At 63.6% G+C, this 14217-nt stretch carries 15 protein-coding genes; 9 read left to right on the forward strand and 6 right to left on the reverse strand.

The features are described 5' to 3' along the window. Positions 1-30 precede the first annotated feature (30 nt). The 3 genes from BPNPMPFG_RS08165 to BPNPMPFG_RS08175 are packed head-to-tail and all read left to right on the forward strand — an operon-like array spanning position 31 to position 1099. Positions 31-570: an SspB family protein gene (locus tag BPNPMPFG_RS08165; protein ID WP_258594585.1), complete on the forward strand. Its 540-nt coding sequence runs from the start codon at positions 31-33 to the stop codon at positions 568-570. A 15-nt stretch (positions 571-585) separates the two neighbouring features. Continuing rightward, positions 586-831, forward strand: a complete 246-nt coding sequence (locus tag BPNPMPFG_RS08170; protein WP_258594586.1) for a DUF4169 family protein — start codon at positions 586-588, stop codon at positions 829-831. A gap of 46 nt (positions 832-877) precedes the next feature. After that, positions 878-1099 (forward strand): ribbon-helix-helix domain-containing protein, encoded by a 222-nt coding sequence (locus tag BPNPMPFG_RS08175; protein WP_258594587.1) that lies wholly within the window; start codon positions 878-880, stop codon positions 1097-1099. Positions 1100-1162: 63 nt separating this feature from the next. Here the strand turns inward: BPNPMPFG_RS08175 and BPNPMPFG_RS08180 are convergent, their stop codons facing one another. Next, a complete protein-coding gene (locus BPNPMPFG_RS08180; protein ID WP_258594588.1) occupies positions 1163-2965 on the reverse strand; it encodes a chloride channel protein in 1803 nt (600 codons plus the stop codon). 164 nt (positions 2966-3129) lie between these two features. Between BPNPMPFG_RS08180 and BPNPMPFG_RS08185 the strand changes: the two genes are divergently transcribed. The 3 genes from BPNPMPFG_RS08185 (at position 3130) to BPNPMPFG_RS08195 (ending at position 4898) form a co-directional block, all read left to right on the forward strand. Continuing rightward, positions 3130-3552, forward strand: a complete 423-nt coding sequence (locus BPNPMPFG_RS08185; protein WP_258594590.1) for a MarR family winged helix-turn-helix transcriptional regulator — start codon at positions 3130-3132, stop codon at positions 3550-3552. Positions 3553-3673: 121 nt separating this feature from the next. Next, positions 3674-3979 (forward strand): hypothetical protein, encoded by a 306-nt coding sequence (locus BPNPMPFG_RS08190; protein WP_258594591.1) that lies wholly within the window; start codon positions 3674-3676, stop codon positions 3977-3979. A 16-nt stretch (positions 3980-3995) separates the two neighbouring features. Beyond that, complete coding sequence (locus BPNPMPFG_RS08195; RefSeq protein WP_258594592.1) at positions 3996-4898, forward strand: RNA polymerase sigma factor; 903 nt, start codon at positions 3996-3998, stop codon at positions 4896-4898. A 43-nt stretch (positions 4899-4941) separates the two neighbouring features. Here BPNPMPFG_RS08195 and BPNPMPFG_RS08200 read toward each other — a convergent pair whose 3' ends face one another. After that, a complete protein-coding gene (locus tag BPNPMPFG_RS08200; RefSeq protein ID WP_258594594.1) occupies positions 4942-8895 on the reverse strand; it encodes an AsmA family protein in 3954 nt (1317 codons plus the stop codon). 176 nt (positions 8896-9071) lie between these two features. Here BPNPMPFG_RS08200 and BPNPMPFG_RS08205 point away from each other — a divergent pair, with 176 nt between their 5' ends. Beyond that, on the forward strand, positions 9072-10058 hold the full coding sequence (locus tag BPNPMPFG_RS08205; protein WP_258594595.1) for a Dyp-type peroxidase: 987 nt from the start codon (positions 9072-9074) through the stop codon (positions 10056-10058). Between the two features lie 35 nt (positions 10059-10093). Here BPNPMPFG_RS08205 and BPNPMPFG_RS08210 read toward each other — a convergent pair whose 3' ends face one another. The 3 genes from BPNPMPFG_RS08210 to BPNPMPFG_RS08220 all read right to left on the reverse strand — a co-directional run bounded on the left by BPNPMPFG_RS08210 (position 10094) and on the right by BPNPMPFG_RS08220 (position 12673). Then, complete coding sequence (locus BPNPMPFG_RS08210; RefSeq protein ID WP_258594597.1) at positions 10094-10615, reverse strand: hypothetical protein; 522 nt, start codon at positions 10613-10615, stop codon at positions 10094-10096. A 150-nt stretch (positions 10616-10765) separates the two neighbouring features. Further along, positions 10766-11254: a hypothetical protein gene (locus tag BPNPMPFG_RS08215; protein ID WP_258594599.1), complete on the reverse strand. Its 489-nt coding sequence runs from the start codon at positions 11252-11254 to the stop codon at positions 10766-10768. Next, complete coding sequence (locus BPNPMPFG_RS08220; RefSeq protein WP_258594600.1) at positions 11255-12673, reverse strand: FAD-binding oxidoreductase; 1419 nt, start codon at positions 12671-12673, stop codon at positions 11255-11257. Between the two features lie 122 nt (positions 12674-12795). Here BPNPMPFG_RS08220 and BPNPMPFG_RS08225 point away from each other — a divergent pair, with 122 nt between their 5' ends. Together BPNPMPFG_RS08225 and BPNPMPFG_RS08230 are read left to right on the forward strand one after the other, a co-directional pair. After that, complete coding sequence (locus BPNPMPFG_RS08225) at positions 12796-13281, forward strand: thioesterase family protein (RefSeq protein WP_258594601.1); 486 nt, start codon at positions 12796-12798, stop codon at positions 13279-13281. A 148-nt stretch (positions 13282-13429) separates the two neighbouring features. Then, the gene (locus BPNPMPFG_RS08230; RefSeq protein ID WP_056582983.1) at positions 13430-13627 is read left to right on the forward strand and encodes a hypothetical protein; all 198 of its coding nucleotides are present in this window, start codon (positions 13430-13432) and stop codon (positions 13625-13627) included. A 25-nt stretch (positions 13628-13652) separates the two neighbouring features. Here the strand turns inward: BPNPMPFG_RS08230 and BPNPMPFG_RS08235 are convergent, their stop codons facing one another. Continuing rightward, a complete protein-coding gene (locus BPNPMPFG_RS08235; protein ID WP_258594604.1) occupies positions 13653-14132 on the reverse strand; it encodes an Lrp/AsnC family transcriptional regulator in 480 nt (159 codons plus the stop codon). Positions 14133-14217 lie beyond the last annotated feature (85 nt).

Below are 14217 nucleotides of genomic sequence, written 5' to 3' on the forward strand. Positions count from 1 at the left end.
GCGGACGATTCAACGGAACCCGACCGCCACATGGCCGACGACCACATCCGCTACGACATTCTGGCACAGGAGGCGTTGCGCGGCGTCATGCGCAAGGTCCTGGCCGAAGTCGCGCGCACCGGCCTCCCCGGCAACCACCACTTCTTCATCACCTTCCTGACCGGCGCGCCGGGTGTGCGCGTCTCGTCGCGGCTGCGCGAGCGTTATCCCGAGCAGATGACCATCGTCATCCAGTTCCAGTATTGGGACCTCAAGGTGACCGATACCGGCTTCGAGGTTGGTCTCTCCTTCTCCGATGTGCCGGAGAAACTCGAAATCCCGTTTTCGGCCGTGCGCGGCTTCTATGATCCGTCGGTCAATTTCGAACTCGAATTCGACGTCAAGACAGACGGTGCGGCCGTCGAGGAACCGGCCGCTCAAGCCACGCCTGAGCCGCTGACCATCGTCTCGGAGAAAAAGCCGAAGGCCGAAAAGAAGGCCGCCGCCGAGCCGGAAAAGAAGCCCGCCGCGGCCGACGCCGCCACCAAGGGCGCCGAAGTGGTCTCGCTCGACGCCTTCCGCAAGAAATAGCCCACGGTTCGCGCCATGGCCGACATCGTCAACCTTCGCCACGCCCGCAAGCAGAAGGCAAGGCTGGAGAAGGAGCGCGACGCCAGCCAGAACCGTGCCTTGCACGGCCGCTCCAAGGCCGAGAAGGAACGCGACCGTCTGGCCGCGGACAACAGCGAAAGGTTCGTCGCCGGCCATCGCCGCGAACCCTTTGGCGACAAGGACAGCCAGAGCATCGGACCGAAAAGTGCGCAGCGGTTTTCGGATGAATCCGATGGTTAGAGCAATCGGATGAATCCGAGGCTTAGAGCAAAATGAGCGCTCACCCGTGAGCGCGGTCGAAAAGCGCTCGGTGACCATTCGCGGCCACCGCACCAGCTATTCGCTCGAAAAGCCCTTCTACGACGATCTCGTCGCGATAGCGGCGACCAGAAAGCTGACGCTCGCCGCTCTTGTCGCCGAAGTCGACGAGACGCGCCCCCGCGACACCAACCTGTCCTCGGCGCTGAGACTCCATGTCCTGGACTGGGCGAAGCGCGGCGTCAGCTGAATCTATCTTTGTTTTGCGCAATTCCGAACGGAAAACCGTTACACGGTTTCCCTGGAATTGCTTTTAGAGGCTCTCGACCACGTCTGCCTTTTTCCTGCGTCTGGTGCCGAAGCCGAGCAGGGTCGAGCGATCGCGCTCCTCGGCCTGTTTCCTCGACCGCACGCGCATCAAATCCTTCCAGCCGACATAGCCGACCAGTTGCAAGTCTTCACGGGTGACGACCGGCAGATGGGAGACATTCGCCATCAATAGCTTGTCGGAGAGGCCCTCCAAATACTCATCCGGATAGGCCAGCGTGACCTTGCTTCCGGCCAGCAGTTCGCCAAGCGTTGTGGTGCGGTGCGTGCCGGCGCGTCTCCAGCGCAGGATCGCTGGCGGATCGATGAGACCGAGCACATGTCCGTTCTCGTCCATCACGGGAAAACTCGGATGCCGCGTTTCCGGCGCGGTCAGGAACGCCGCCGCGCCATGCAGCGTCATCGTCGCCGGCACACTTTCGACCTCCGACGTCATCACCTCGCGCACCCTGGTCAAGGCGAAGGGATCGACGCGGTATTCACGAACCAGATGATGTCCTCGTCTGGCGATCTTTTCGGTCAGGATCGAACGCTTCATCAACAGCACGGTGACGGCATGCGCCGCCGCGCAGGCTGCGATCAATGGCACCAGCATATGCGTGTTGCCGGTCAGTTCGACGGCAAAGAAGGTGGCGGTCAGCGGCGCCCGCATCGTGCCGCCCATGGTGGCGGCCATCGCTAGCAGCGCCCAGAAGCCCGGATCCGCAGTTGGCAGAACGCCGGCGAGCACCGCTCCCATCGCCCCGCCCATGATCAGCAGCGGCGCCAGCACGCCTCCTGATGTTCCAGAGCCGAGCGCAACCGACCAGATGATGGCCTTCACCACCAAAAGGATCAGTGCCGCTGTGGCGACCGTTCGGCCATCCAGCATGTCGGCGATGTTGTCATAGCCGACGCCAAGCGCCCGCGGCTCGATCAGCCCGCCTATGCCGACCACCAGACCGCCGATCATCGGCCACCACATCCAGTGAATGGGCAGCTTCTGGAAGCCGTCCTCGCAGGCATAGACCATCTGCGTCAGCAGCCCCGACAACAGGCCGGCCGCAACACCGATCGAGACCCATCCGGCAAGGCCGACAAAGGACACCTCCATGCCACCCTGAAACGGAAAGATCGGTCCGGGCAGATGCAACATGGTGCGCTCGACCTCGGCAATGATCGCCGCGACCGCCACCGGAATGAAGCTGCGGGGGGTCCATTCGAAAAGCAGCAGTTCGACCGCCAGCATGATGGCCGCGATCGGTGTTCCGAAGACCGTGGTCATGCCCGCTGCCGCACCCGCCACCAGCAGCGTCTTGCGCTCATTGTCGCTGACCGGCAGCATCTGCGCGATCAGCGAGCCGATCGCACCACCCGTCATGATGATCGGGCCTTCGGCACCGAACGGTCCGCCGGAACCGATCGAGATCGCCGACGATAGCGGCTTCAGGATCGCAACCTTGGCATCGAGTTTCGAACGCCCGAGCAGGATCGCCTCGATGGCCTCGGGAATGCCGTGACCGCGAATCTTCTCGCTGCCGAAGCGCGCCATCAAGCCGATGATCAACGCGCCGATGACCGGAATGACGACGGCGGCATAGCCGAGCGGTGTGTCCTCCAGTTTTAGGTCGGCAAGCGAAAACTGTCCGAAATAGGCGATGTTGGTGGCAAGCCGGATCAGTTTCAACAGTGCGATGCCAGCAAAAAGCCCCGCAGTCGCCACCACCACGGCGATAGCGGCAATGAGCAGCACTCTAGCATCAGTCGTGAAATCCCTGAGGTGGCCGGGATTGGGGTGATGGGTCTTCATGGCAACTCTGCTTCCTTGCGGCGGGCCGTAGCTCGGATATGCGGCACGGTCGAAGCGACCCGCCGGTTTTGTCGGCCTGCATGTATCGTAACACGATATAAATATTCAAGCTGGTTTTGCACCAAACCGTTTGAGCTTTTGCCGAAATAGAACAAAGGTCGGGTATGACGCAGCCCAAGAAACCACGCCCCGCCATTAAGCAGGCCGACTACCAGCGCCTGTCCGAGTTCCGCTATCTGATCCGTCGCTTCCTCGAATTCAGCCAGTTGCAAGCTGAGGACGCCGGCCTGACCGCGCGCCAGCATCAGGCGCTTCTGGCCATCAAGGGTTTTCCCGGCGGAGGACCGGTGACGATCGGCGATCTGGCGGAGCGCCTGCGCATCCGCCATCACAGCGCCGTCGAGCTGGTCAACCGTCTTTGCGAGGCAGGACTGGTCGCCAGGGATCAGGACAAGGACGACCACCGCCGCGTGCTGTTGCGGCTGACCGAGCGCGCCGACGATTGTCTGGCCGAGCTGTCGGCCGCGCATCTCGACGAACTGTCACGCATCGAACCCATGCTGAAGCGCCTGCTCGTTCGCGAGTGAACACTCCGGCGTCTTTGCGGTGCTGACTATTTTCGTCGCAACCCGAATCCTTTGGCTTCAGCGCAGCGTCTCGGACATGAGCGCCTCTGCAGGACGCAAGACAGCCAAAGGAACAGCTGCGATGAAACACCATTTGATACGCTACAAGACGAAGCCGGAGATGGCCGACGAGAATGAGCGGCTGGTCAAGGCCGTGTTCCGGGAACTGCGGAGCAAATCGCCTGAAGGCGTTCGCTACATGACATGGCGGTCCAGCGACGGTACCTTTGTCCATCTGGTCGAGATGGAAACCGAGGGCCATGCCGACATCATACCCGGGCTTGCCGCATTCGAGGCCTTTCAGAACGGCATCCGGGACCGTTGCATCGAACCACCGCATCGTGAGGTGATGACCGTCGTGGGCAATTATCGGATGCTGGACGAGTAATCGCGGATAGAGGCGCATGAGCATATCTGGCGAGACCCGCGAGCCTTTCGATCGCCTGTTCGGGGAATTGCGCCCCAAGCTGCACCGCTACTGCGCCCGCATGACGGGCTCGGTCGTCGACGGTGAGGACGTGCTGCAGGAGGCCCTGGCCAAGGCGTTCGAAGCTCTGCCCAACGCCGGCCCGATCGCAAATCCTGAGGGTTGGCTGTTTCGCATTGCCCACAACGCGGCGCTCGACTTTCTGCGCCGGCGAGGCCGCGAGAAGGCCTTTTCCGATGAGGATCCGGACATGATCGTCGATCCGGCCAACCCCACTGTCGACCGTCAGGCCGCGGCCGCCGGCCTGCATACCTTCATGCGTCTTCCCGTCGCGCAACGAAGCAGCGTCATCATGATGGACGTCCTCGGTTATTCGCTGCAGGAGATCAGCGCTATGCTCGACACCAGCATCCCGGCCATCAAGGCGGCGCTTCATCGTGGCCGCGGCCGCCTGCGCCAACTCGCCGATGAGCCCGAGGATCGCCCTTCCCCCAGGCTGAGTGCGTCCGAACGTCTGCTCCTCGACGCCTACATCGATCGCTTCAACGTCCGCGATTTCGACGCGGTGCGCGACATGCTGGCGGACGAAGTGCGGCTGGAACTGGTCGCCAGGACTCGGCTGAACGGGCGCAAGCAGGTTGGCACATACTTCCACAACTATTCCAGGGTGCAGGATTGGCGTTTCGTGCCAGGCTTCGTCGAAGACAGGCCGGCAGTCCTCGTCCGCGATCCCAACGACCCGGCGGCACGGCCTTCCTATTTCGTGTTGCTGGCGTGGCAGGACGGCAGGCTTGCCGTCATTCGCGATTTTCGTCACGCTCGCTACGTCGCAGACAGCGCCGAGATGTCCCTCCTTGAGACGATTGCCCCTTCGGATTGAGCGACGGGAAGGTCTCCCCCTACTGCCCTACTGCCCTACTGCCCTACTGCAACGACTTCAACAGATTGTCGAGGGTGAACGGATTGGCCTTCGGCTTGGCCGGCGGCGGATTGTCGTTGGCCTCCGGCAGCGGCGCACGCTCCACCTTCGGAGCCTGCTGCGCGGCCTTGCGTTCGGCCTCGAGCCTTGCCTTTTCCTGCGAGGCGATCCGCTTCGCCTCCTCGGCCTTCAGCCGTTCCTGCTCATCGGCTTGCGCCTTGGCTGCTTCGTCGGCGGCCTGCTGCTCGGCTGCAGCCTTGGCATCTGCATCCGCCTTTGCCTTGGCGTCGGCATCGGCCTTGGCTTTAGCGTCGGCGTCCGCCTTGGCCTTCGCTTCCGCGTCAGCCTGAGCTTTGGCGTCGGCTTCAGCCTTCGCCTGGGCATCCGCCTCGGCCTTCGCCTTCGCGTCGGCCTCGGCCTTCAGCCGCGCCGCCTCCTCCTGTTGGCGCAGCTCTTCGGCGGCCTTGTCGCGCGCGTCCTGCAGCGCCACGTAGTAGCGCACCTCGCGCCGCAGCCGCTGCTTTTCGAGCAGCGCCGCCTGCATCGCCTCGACGCGCTGCTGTTCCCTTTCCAGCGCGCGCTGGGTCAGGAACTGCGCCAGCGGCTCGCTGTCGAACTGCCGTTTCACGGCGCCGAACGGCCCTTCGGCGGTGAAATTCATCACCGGCTCGGAGCCGACCAGCGCCTCGTCGCCGGGCCGATAGGTGACCGCGCCCTTGGCGGAAACCGTGCTGGTGCTGAGGTCGGCTGTGATGTCGGCGGACAAGGTCGCCGCCGGATTTTCCAGGCTGATCGGCGGCGCTCGCAGCGTGCCACCAGCGGCCGTGAAGGCGACATCGGTATCCTTGGCCGCAAAACTGCCATCGGCGGCGATCTGCGGCGCGAAGCCGGCGGTCTTGGCCGCATCGATGTCGCGCCCGATCGCATCCGCCTTGGCCAGGAACGCGTTGAACGCGTCGGGATTGACACCTGCGACTTTCAAATCTTTCAGCGATGCCGTGCCGGAACCGGACAAGGCGGCCACCATCGCATCGACCGACTTGCCGCTGGTCGACAGCGCGGTCGAGAAATCGCCATTGCCGCTGATGCCCACATCCGGCAGCACGGTCGCCAGATCGGCGCCGGCCAGTTTCATCTGGCCGGTGAGAAGTCCGGTGCCGTCATTGTTCTTCAGTTCAAACAGGCCCGTCAGCGCACCATTGAGGAATTTCGCCTTGAGATCCGAAACCCGGATGCCTTCCTGGTCGAGTTTGAGCGAAAAGCTGGCGTCATAGGCGGTGGCGAACGGTCCGGCGGCCAGTGCGGCCGTTCTCAGATCAAGGCTGGCGGTGAACGGCAGGCTGGATTTCTGGCTGAACGGAGCAGCCGGCCACCCGCCATTCTTGTCGCCGAGGAAGGCGGAATCGCCGAACAAGGCGACCGCCATCGGGTCGAGATCGAGTTCGTCGAGCATCAGTGCACCGGTCAGATGCGGCACGCCGTCCTTGACGTCGACATTGACGTCGCCGGATACCGCCGCTTCGTTGATGGCGCCGCTCAGATCGCCCAGCACCAGCAGGCCGTTGCCATAGTCGCCCTGCGCCGAGAGCGACGCCGACATGCCCGCGCCCATGCCTGGCAGGCCGATGCCGGTCGTCATCAGCCACGGCTCGATGTCGGCGGCATCGAGGCTGAGCTTGCCCTTGGCGGCGGGGCCTTGCGGCGTGACGGCGACCGTCCCCTCGAAACCGGCCTTGAAATCGTTGCCGGCAAGGCTGAAAGTCGTCACCAGGCCGCCGCCAAACGTGCCCTTGGCCTGGATGTCCGTGGTCGCCTCGCCCAGCATGCCGAGCGGCAGCGCCGGCAGGCCGTAGAGCGCCAGCAGCGCCGTGGCGTCGGGGTTCTTGGCATTGAAGGTCAGCGTCAGCGGCGCTTCACGAAGCTTGTCGGCAGCCCCCTTCCCCGACAGCGACGCCGAAAAGGCCGAGCCGCCGGCCTCGCCTTGTCCGCTGACCGCCAGGCCCGTGGTGCCATCGCCATTGTCGGCGGCACTTGCCACAAGGTCGACGCGTGCGTCCTGGAACAGCTCGGGATAGGCGGCGGCGCGGCTCGCCAGCCCTTTCAGCACGGCATTGTCGGGATAGTGCTGCGCCGCGACGTCGATCAGCGGCTTCAGATCGACGGCAACCACGGAAGCATCGAGCTTGCCGGTCGGGCTCGCCGGAAAATCCTTGACCCGGCCAGTGGCGCTGATCGAGGCGCCTGCCAACCCGCTCACCGACAACCGGTCGATTTCCAGCAATCCGTCGCGCAGCCTGAGCGCCGTGTCGACCGTGTCGGCGGTCAGGCCGCCGGCGCTGACCGGCCCGGCCTTGATCTGGAAATCGAGGTCGCGGTCGGCAAAGCGGTTGGCGCCCTTGTCGCTGACGAAGATCGAGGCGAAGGCCGCCAGCCCGTCGACATCGAGCTCGCCGCCTTCGAGCCGCATGAGCACCGACGGCTTGGCGTCGTCGGGCTGGCTGGAATCGATGCTACCGGAAAACTTCGCCTTGCCCAGGATCAATTCGAGATCGCTGAAGGCCTGGCGCTTTTCCGAGAGATCGACCTTGGCCTTGAAGCCGGCGGCGGGCAGACGGCGGATCGCCTCGTCGACATCCTTCGACAGCCAGGCGGCAAAACCCGACGGTTGCGCCACGGCGAGCAGCAGCGAGCCGGTGAAGCCGAAATGATCCTCGACGCTGAGCATGCCGTTGGCTTCCAGCGTGGTGCGGCCGGGCAAGGTCGCGGCAAGCGATTTCACCGACCAGCCATCATCGGTCGGCTCGGCGGAAAGATGGACGTCGCGCACCGTGGTGTCGCCGGCCACCACCGCCGGCAGCTTGACCTCGACGGTGCCGGGTATGGTCGGCTTCGGCAGATCGTGCAACGCTTGCTCGAGCGCCGAGATGCGCTGATCCAGTGTCGCGCCAGCGCCGGCCTTGGCGCCCACCGCCTCGTCGAACTGCACCTGTGCGCCATTGGCTTCGATGGCGAAGTTCGGCTTCAGGCCGAGATCGACCGAAGCCTTGCCATCGGCGGTGTAGGGATTGTCGAGCGGCCCGGTCTCGAAGCGGAATTCGTCGACACCGAGCTTCTGGTGGTTGAGCGAAAACTTGCCGTTCAGCCGAAAGCCCGGATCTGGCTTGCCGGCACTGACCTTTACCGTCTCGCCATCGGTGCCGCGCAGCGCGGCGCTGTTCTTGTCGGCACCGGAAATCTTGAACTGGCCGGAATAGACGGCGGCACCGTTGACGATGCCGGCATTGCCGTCGGTCTCGATGACCAGCGGATAGGCATCGGGATCTGCCCTCAGCCGAAGCCGCATCTGCCCGGTGCCTTCGGCCTTGCCGGTGGAGGCGGCGACCGTGGTGCGAAGACCATCCAGCCGCAGCGTGCCGTCCATGCGCCATGGGCCGGCCAGCGACTTGGCCGAGATGGTCGAATTGATCTCGGACATGAAATGGCTGCGGCCGCCGGCGGCATGGCGCAGTTCGACCTGCCCTTCGGTCACCGTCAGCTTCTCGATCGAGATCTGGTTGAGGTCGAAGGGCGAGGACGGCCGCATCGCCCAGTCGACAGTGCCGTCATTGGCAATGTCGATGGTCGCTTTCGGCCGCACCAGCCGCATGTCGAAGATCAGCACTTCACCGCGCAGGAAGGGTGCGAGCTCCGCATCCATCGAAAACGTCTCGACGGTCATCGCCGGCTGGCCGTTCGGGCCACCGGCGACGGCGACATTCGAGAAGGTCACCGAGGGGAACGGCAACAGCCGCGCCGTGGCGTCGCCCTGCACGGTCACCTTGCGGCCGAGAATGGCACTGGCCTCGCGCTCGAATTCGGCACGGTAGCCGGTCCAGTCGACAAAATACGGCACCACCAGCGCCGCCAACAGCACCAGCACAAACGAGCCACCGAAGATCACGAACAGGCGTGCGAGCATCAGCTCCGAACGGGTTGATTGAAATTCTGCCGCACTCTACCCGCATCCGCGTGTCGATAAAGAGGCAATTCATCTGGTGTTGCGTGATGTCTCATCCGCATTGCGTGATGTCTCATCCGGTGTTGCGTGATGTCGGATGATCTGAAACAAATCCTGGAAAAGCGGAGATTTTTCTGATGTCGGGCAAGAACTGGGACCGCGTGCCGATCGATGCGCAGAGCGTCGACGCTCCACTGTCGTTGTCGGCGGTCTTTCTTGTCGTCACCGTCGCCAGCGGGCAGAACGCGCTGGCCAAGGTCGCCTCGGTGCTCGGCGGGCTGGACGATCTCGTCAAGACTGTCGGGTTCCGCGACCTTTCCGGCCACCTGTCGTGCATTGCCGGCATCGGCCGCGAGTTCTGGGATCGTCTCTCCGCGGACCGGCGGCCATTGGACCTGAAACCGTTTGCGCCGATCAAGGGACCGGTTCATTCGGCCCCGTCGACAGCGGGCGACCTTCTTTTCCACATCCGCTCCGAACGGCCTGACATGTGCTTCGAATTCGAGCGCATCCTGCTCGACAACCTTGGCGACGCCGTGACCGTCGTCGACGAGGTTTCGGGCTTTCGCTACTTCGATGTCCGCGACCTGCTCGGCTTTGTCGACGGCACGGCCAATCCGACCGGCCTCGATCTGCCCGCCTCGGCGCTCGTCGGCGACGAGGATGCCGACTTTGCCGGCGGCAGCTATGTCGTCGTTCAGAAGTATCTGCACGATCTCCAGGCGTGGGCGCGAACGCCAACGCCCCTCCAGGAAGAGATCATCGGCCGCACCAAGATCGACAACATCGAAATCGACGATGACGATGCGCCGCGCAAGTCGCACAAATCGCTGGCCACCATCGAGGACGCCGATGGCAACGAATACGATATCCTGCGCGACAACATGCCCTTCGGCCGGCCAGGGCAACAGGAGTTCGGTACCTACTTCATCGGCTATAGCAGGTATCTCTGGGTGATCGAGAAAATGCTGCAGCGGATGTATGTCGGCGAGCCGCCGGGCGCCTACGACCGGCTGCTTGATTTCTCCACGCCGCACACCGGCACGACGTTCTTCGCGCCAACCCGCCCCATGCTGCAAACACTCGCTCAGCGCGTGCAAGAGAAGCCCACCGCCGTACGATAGGTGCCCTCAACGGTTTCAGCAGCGACTGCCGGAACTCAGCGTGCGTCGCGCTTCGCTTGCGCCACCTTGGCCGCCTTGCGTTGCCGGCCGAGTTCCATCGGCCGAACCAGGTTCGGCGCCTTCTGGTTTGCCACCGACCGCATGCCCTTGCGTGCGGTGCGCGAGTTATGAGCGGGGCCGTCCGACGTTGCTCGTTGCTTCATGGCAAGTGCCTTGCGCGCGTTCTCGATCAGTGAAACGCTGGCCGCCAGTTGCCGGCGCCGTTCGGCCTCGCCATTCAGCCGCCGCATGGCCATGGCCAGCACCGCGAGCTTCAGTTGCGAGCCGCTGTCAGCCTTCGAGGAGACAGCTCCTTTCGGGGCACCCTTGCCGCGTATTTCGCGGCGGCGGCGATGCGCTTCGGCCTGCGCCTTGTCGCGCCGCTCCCGCAACAGCTTGACCAGACCGGCAAGGTCGGCGTCGGAGAGTTCCTGCACTGCCGGATGGTGCGATTTCTCCACCAGTTCCTGTTCGTCCACGCTCAGCGCGCGCGCCTCTTCCTTGCGTGAAATCGCCATGACACTTCTCCTCCGCTGGCGCCTGCCTGTTCAGGCTTCGCTGTACGGCTCAACTGTCGGCCCGAATGGTGGCGTGGTCAAGACGAGCTGTCTTCGCGGCGCCGCCGCCAGATAAGGCCGAATGCCGAACCAATCAGCGGGCGGATCAGCTCAGGCGCGGTGTCCGACTGACTCCATCAGTGCGGCCAAAACCGCTCCCTCGCGAAAGCTGGTAGAGAAATCCTTGGCGATGAATTCCAGAGTTGAGTCGTGGAACGTCAGGATGAAATGCCGATAGCCTGAAAACAAGTCGGGCACTCGATTCGCCTTTTCCAAGGAAGCGATCCACGACGAGTTGATAACCTCGAATCCCTCGTAAGGCCGCAAGCCCAGTGCGTAAAGACGGTGGCCGCTGATGGCTTCGTCATTCGGCGGGCCGAATTGAAATGCCAGATAAGGGTCTGCCGTCAGGATCGCGACAGCCTGGTTGCCCGTTACAGGCGAAACCGAGCGCGGATTGGTGCCATCAAAGGACGGGTCTGGAATGTTGACGATATAAGCAACGACCAGTCTGCCTTCATCCGCGAAGACGTGAGGCAGTGGAGCGCCGGCGGACGATGGCGGTACGTCGATCGGCAGTAATGTCTCGACCGCCGACATCTAATGGCCGGTGCCCGGCAATATCTTGCCTGGGTTCATGATATCAAGCGGATCGAGCGCCTGCTTGATGGTGCGCATGATGTCGACGCCATGGCCGAGTTCGTGGCGCAGGAAGCCGATCTTGCCTTGCCCGATGCCGTGCTCGCCAGTGCAGGTGCCATCCATGGCGATCGCCCGCATGTTGAGCCGCGCGACGAATTTTTCCGACAGCGCGATCTCCTTGGGGTCGTTCACGTCCATCAGCACCAGCACGTGAAAATTGCCGTCGCCGGCATGGCCGACGATCGGCGCGATCAAGCCCATCTCGGCGATGTCGGCCTCGGTTTCCATGACGCATTCGGCAAAGCGCGAGATCGGCACGCAGACATCGGTCGACAGTCCCTTGGCGCCCGGCCGCAGCGTCAGCGACGACCAATAGGCGTCGTGCCTGGCCTTCCACAGTTTCGTCCGCTCCTCGGCAACGCTGGTCCACAGGAACGGTCCGCCGCCATTCTCCTCGGCGATCATGCCAAAAGTCTCGGCCTGCTCGGCAACGCCGGCATCGCTGCCATGGAATTCGACGAACAGGCACGGGCTCTCGGGATAGTCGAGCTTCGAATAGGTCTTCATCGCCCGCATCTGCAGCGCGTTGACCAGCTCGATGCGCGCCACCGGAATGCCCATCTGGATGGTGGCGATGACCGCGTTGCAGGCCGCCTCGACGCTTGGAAACGGGCAGACGCCACCGGAGATCGCTTGCGGGATGCCTTGCAGCTTCAGCGTCAGCGACGTGATGATGCCGAGCGTGCCTTCGGAGCCGATCAGCAGCCGCGTCAGATCGTAGCCGGCCGCGCTCTTTTTCGCGCGCTTGCCGGTCGTCACCGTCTCGCCGTCGGCCATGACGGCCGTCAGCGACAACACGTTCTCGCGCATCGTGCCGTAGCGCACCGCGTTGGTGCCCGATGCCCGCGTCGCCGCCATGCCGCCGAGCGAGGCATTTGCGCCCGGATCGATCGGGAAGAAAAGGCCGGTGTCGCGCAGATGCCGGTTCAAATCCTCGCGGGTGACACCGGGTTCTACCGTGCAGTCGAGATCCTGCGGATTGACCGCCAGGATGCGGTTCATCCGCGACGTATCGAGCGAAATGCCGCCTCCTGGTGCATTGGTGTGGCCTTCCAGCGATGAGCCGACGCCAAAGGCGATGACCGGCACCGTATGCGCGGCGCAAGCGCGCACGATCTCCTGCACCTCGGCCGTCGTCTCCGGGAAAGCGACGCCGTCCGGCGCCTGCGTCGGAATATAGGTGGTGGTGTGCGCGTGCTGGGAGCGGATGGCCTGGCCGGTCTGGAAGCGTTCACCCAGCCGCTGCTTGAGGATGCCGAGCACCGCAGCGATGCCTTCCTCGTCGCGTTCGACAGGATTGAGGTCGCTCAGAGCCATGAATTCCTCCGCGAATGGACCAGCGCCCACCCTTGTGATGCAGTTATGGATGCGTAGTCTCACCGGCCGCACTCTGTCCAGACCAGCCCGCTATGTCTCAGCACCAGAACAAGGAAGTTTCGATGCCCATTCCCGCCCCCTTCGTTTCCCGACCCATGGACATCGAGAAGGACTGGATCGACTACAACGGCCATCTCAACATGGCCTATTACAACGTGCTGTTCGACCGCTGCTCGGACGAGGCCTTCGAGGCGATGGGCATGGGGCTGGACTACGTGAAGGAGCGGCGGCTCACCATCTACACGGCCGAAGTCCACGTCTGTTATGTCCAGGAGTTGCATCTGGACCACAAGGTCAGGGTCTCCTTCCAGCTGATCGACCATGACGACAAACGGCTGCGGACCTACCAGGAAATCCGCCATGTCGACGGCTGGCTCGCCGCCACTTCCGAAACCCTGTCGCTGCATGTCGACATGTCCGGCCCGAAGGTTGCGCCCTTCCCCGCCGATGTGCTTGCCAAGGTCGAAGCCATGCGCGCCGCCCATTCGGCGCTGCCGATGCCGGAGCGCGCCGGCCGTTCGATCGGGATTCGTCGCAAGACCGCTTGAAGCGGCTCAGCGCCCGCGTTAACCTTACCAAGGTTTTAACGGGAACAAGCCGATTGAACCGTTGCGCGACTCAGCAGGTCGGTCGAAAACGATCCGCATCGAAGTAGCGACACGGGCGGCGGGGCATAAGCCGGTTCGGGGGACGTGCATGAAGACCGACATCAAAGTCGAGGTGGACAGGCTGGCCGCCGATCCGCGCATAACCGACTATGATTTCTGGCGCTCGCTCAAGAACGTCAACAACGAAATCTTCCACATCGCCAACAGCAACGAGCCGATCCCGTTCGACATGATCCGCTGGCGCGCCATCCTGAAGCAGGCGCGCATGAAGCGCGGCCACGCTTAAAGCCTTTGAACCGAAGATCTCGCCCTCAAGACTGGCGTTTCACCGCCCTCAGGGGCGACCGCGCCACGACGGGCGACGACTGGATGATCGCCGTGTTGGTCATCGCATAGGGGATGATGCGGTCGATTACCCGCTCGAGCTCGGCCACCGAGCCTACATGCGCCAGCGCGATGAAACAGTCCTCGCCGGTTACCCGGTCGCATTGCGCGATCTCCGGCAGCTCACGGATGATCTCGGCCACCATGGCCAGTTGCCCCGGCACCGGACGGATGCGCAGCCATGCCGAGAGCGGCAGACCAAGTGCCGCGGGGTTGATCCTGACCGAATAGGCCTCGATCACCCCGCTCTCCTGCAGCCGCTTGATGCGCTCGGCGACACTCGGCGCCGACAGGCCGACCGAGCGTGCAAGTTCCGCCGTGCTGGTGCGCGCGTCCTTTTCCAGCAGGCGCAGGATCTTCATATCCGCCGCATCGAGGCCGGCGCTTTCAGTTCGAAGGCGTATCAAGGAAATCTCCTTGCTTCCGGGAGCAAGATAGCCAGAAGAGCCACTCATCCCCCATATGACTGGACAAAACCGCCTGCGATACTGA

The organism is Mesorhizobium sp. AR07 (assembly GCF_024746815.1).
Lineage (GTDB): Bacteria > Pseudomonadota > Alphaproteobacteria > Rhizobiales > Rhizobiaceae > Mesorhizobium.

Excerpts from the sequence above, each read along its gene's own strand:
- BPNPMPFG_RS08170 (WP_258594586.1), top strand. The coding sequence starts at position 586 with ATGGCCGACATCGTCAACCTTCGCCACGCCCGCAAGCAGAAGGCAAGG.
- BPNPMPFG_RS08210 (WP_258594597.1), bottom strand. The coding sequence starts at position 10,615 with ATGGCGATTTCACGCAAGGAAGAGGCGCGCGCGCTGAGCGTGGACGAA.
- BPNPMPFG_RS08185 (WP_258594590.1), top strand. The coding sequence starts at position 3,130 with ATGACGCAGCCCAAGAAACCACGCCCCGCCATTAAGCAGGCCGACTAC.
- BPNPMPFG_RS08195 (WP_258594592.1), top strand. The coding sequence starts at position 3,996 with ATGAGCATATCTGGCGAGACCCGCGAGCCTTTCGATCGCCTGTTCGGG.
- BPNPMPFG_RS08180 (WP_258594588.1), bottom strand. The coding sequence starts at position 2,965 with ATGAAGACCCATCACCCCAATCCCGGCCACCTCAGGGATTTCACGACT.
- BPNPMPFG_RS08190 (WP_258594591.1), top strand. The coding sequence starts at position 3,674 with ATGAAACACCATTTGATACGCTACAAGACGAAGCCGGAGATGGCCGAC.
- BPNPMPFG_RS08230 (WP_056582983.1), top strand. The coding sequence starts at position 13,430 with ATGAAGACCGACATCAAAGTCGAGGTGGACAGGCTGGCCGCCGATCCG.
- BPNPMPFG_RS08220 (WP_258594600.1), bottom strand. The coding sequence starts at position 12,673 with ATGGCTCTGAGCGACCTCAATCCTGTCGAACGCGACGAGGAAGGCATC.
- BPNPMPFG_RS08225 (WP_258594601.1), top strand. The coding sequence starts at position 12,796 with ATGCCCATTCCCGCCCCCTTCGTTTCCCGACCCATGGACATCGAGAAG.
- BPNPMPFG_RS08165 (WP_258594585.1), top strand. The coding sequence starts at position 31 with ATGGCCGACGACCACATCCGCTACGACATTCTGGCACAGGAGGCGTTG.
- BPNPMPFG_RS08205 (WP_258594595.1), top strand. The coding sequence starts at position 9,072 with ATGTCGGGCAAGAACTGGGACCGCGTGCCGATCGATGCGCAGAGCGTC.
- BPNPMPFG_RS08215 (WP_258594599.1), bottom strand. The coding sequence starts at position 11,254 with ATGTCGGCGGTCGAGACATTACTGCCGATCGACGTACCGCCATCGTCC.
- BPNPMPFG_RS08200 (WP_258594594.1), bottom strand. The coding sequence starts at position 8,895 with ATGCTCGCACGCCTGTTCGTGATCTTCGGTGGCTCGTTTGTGCTGGTG.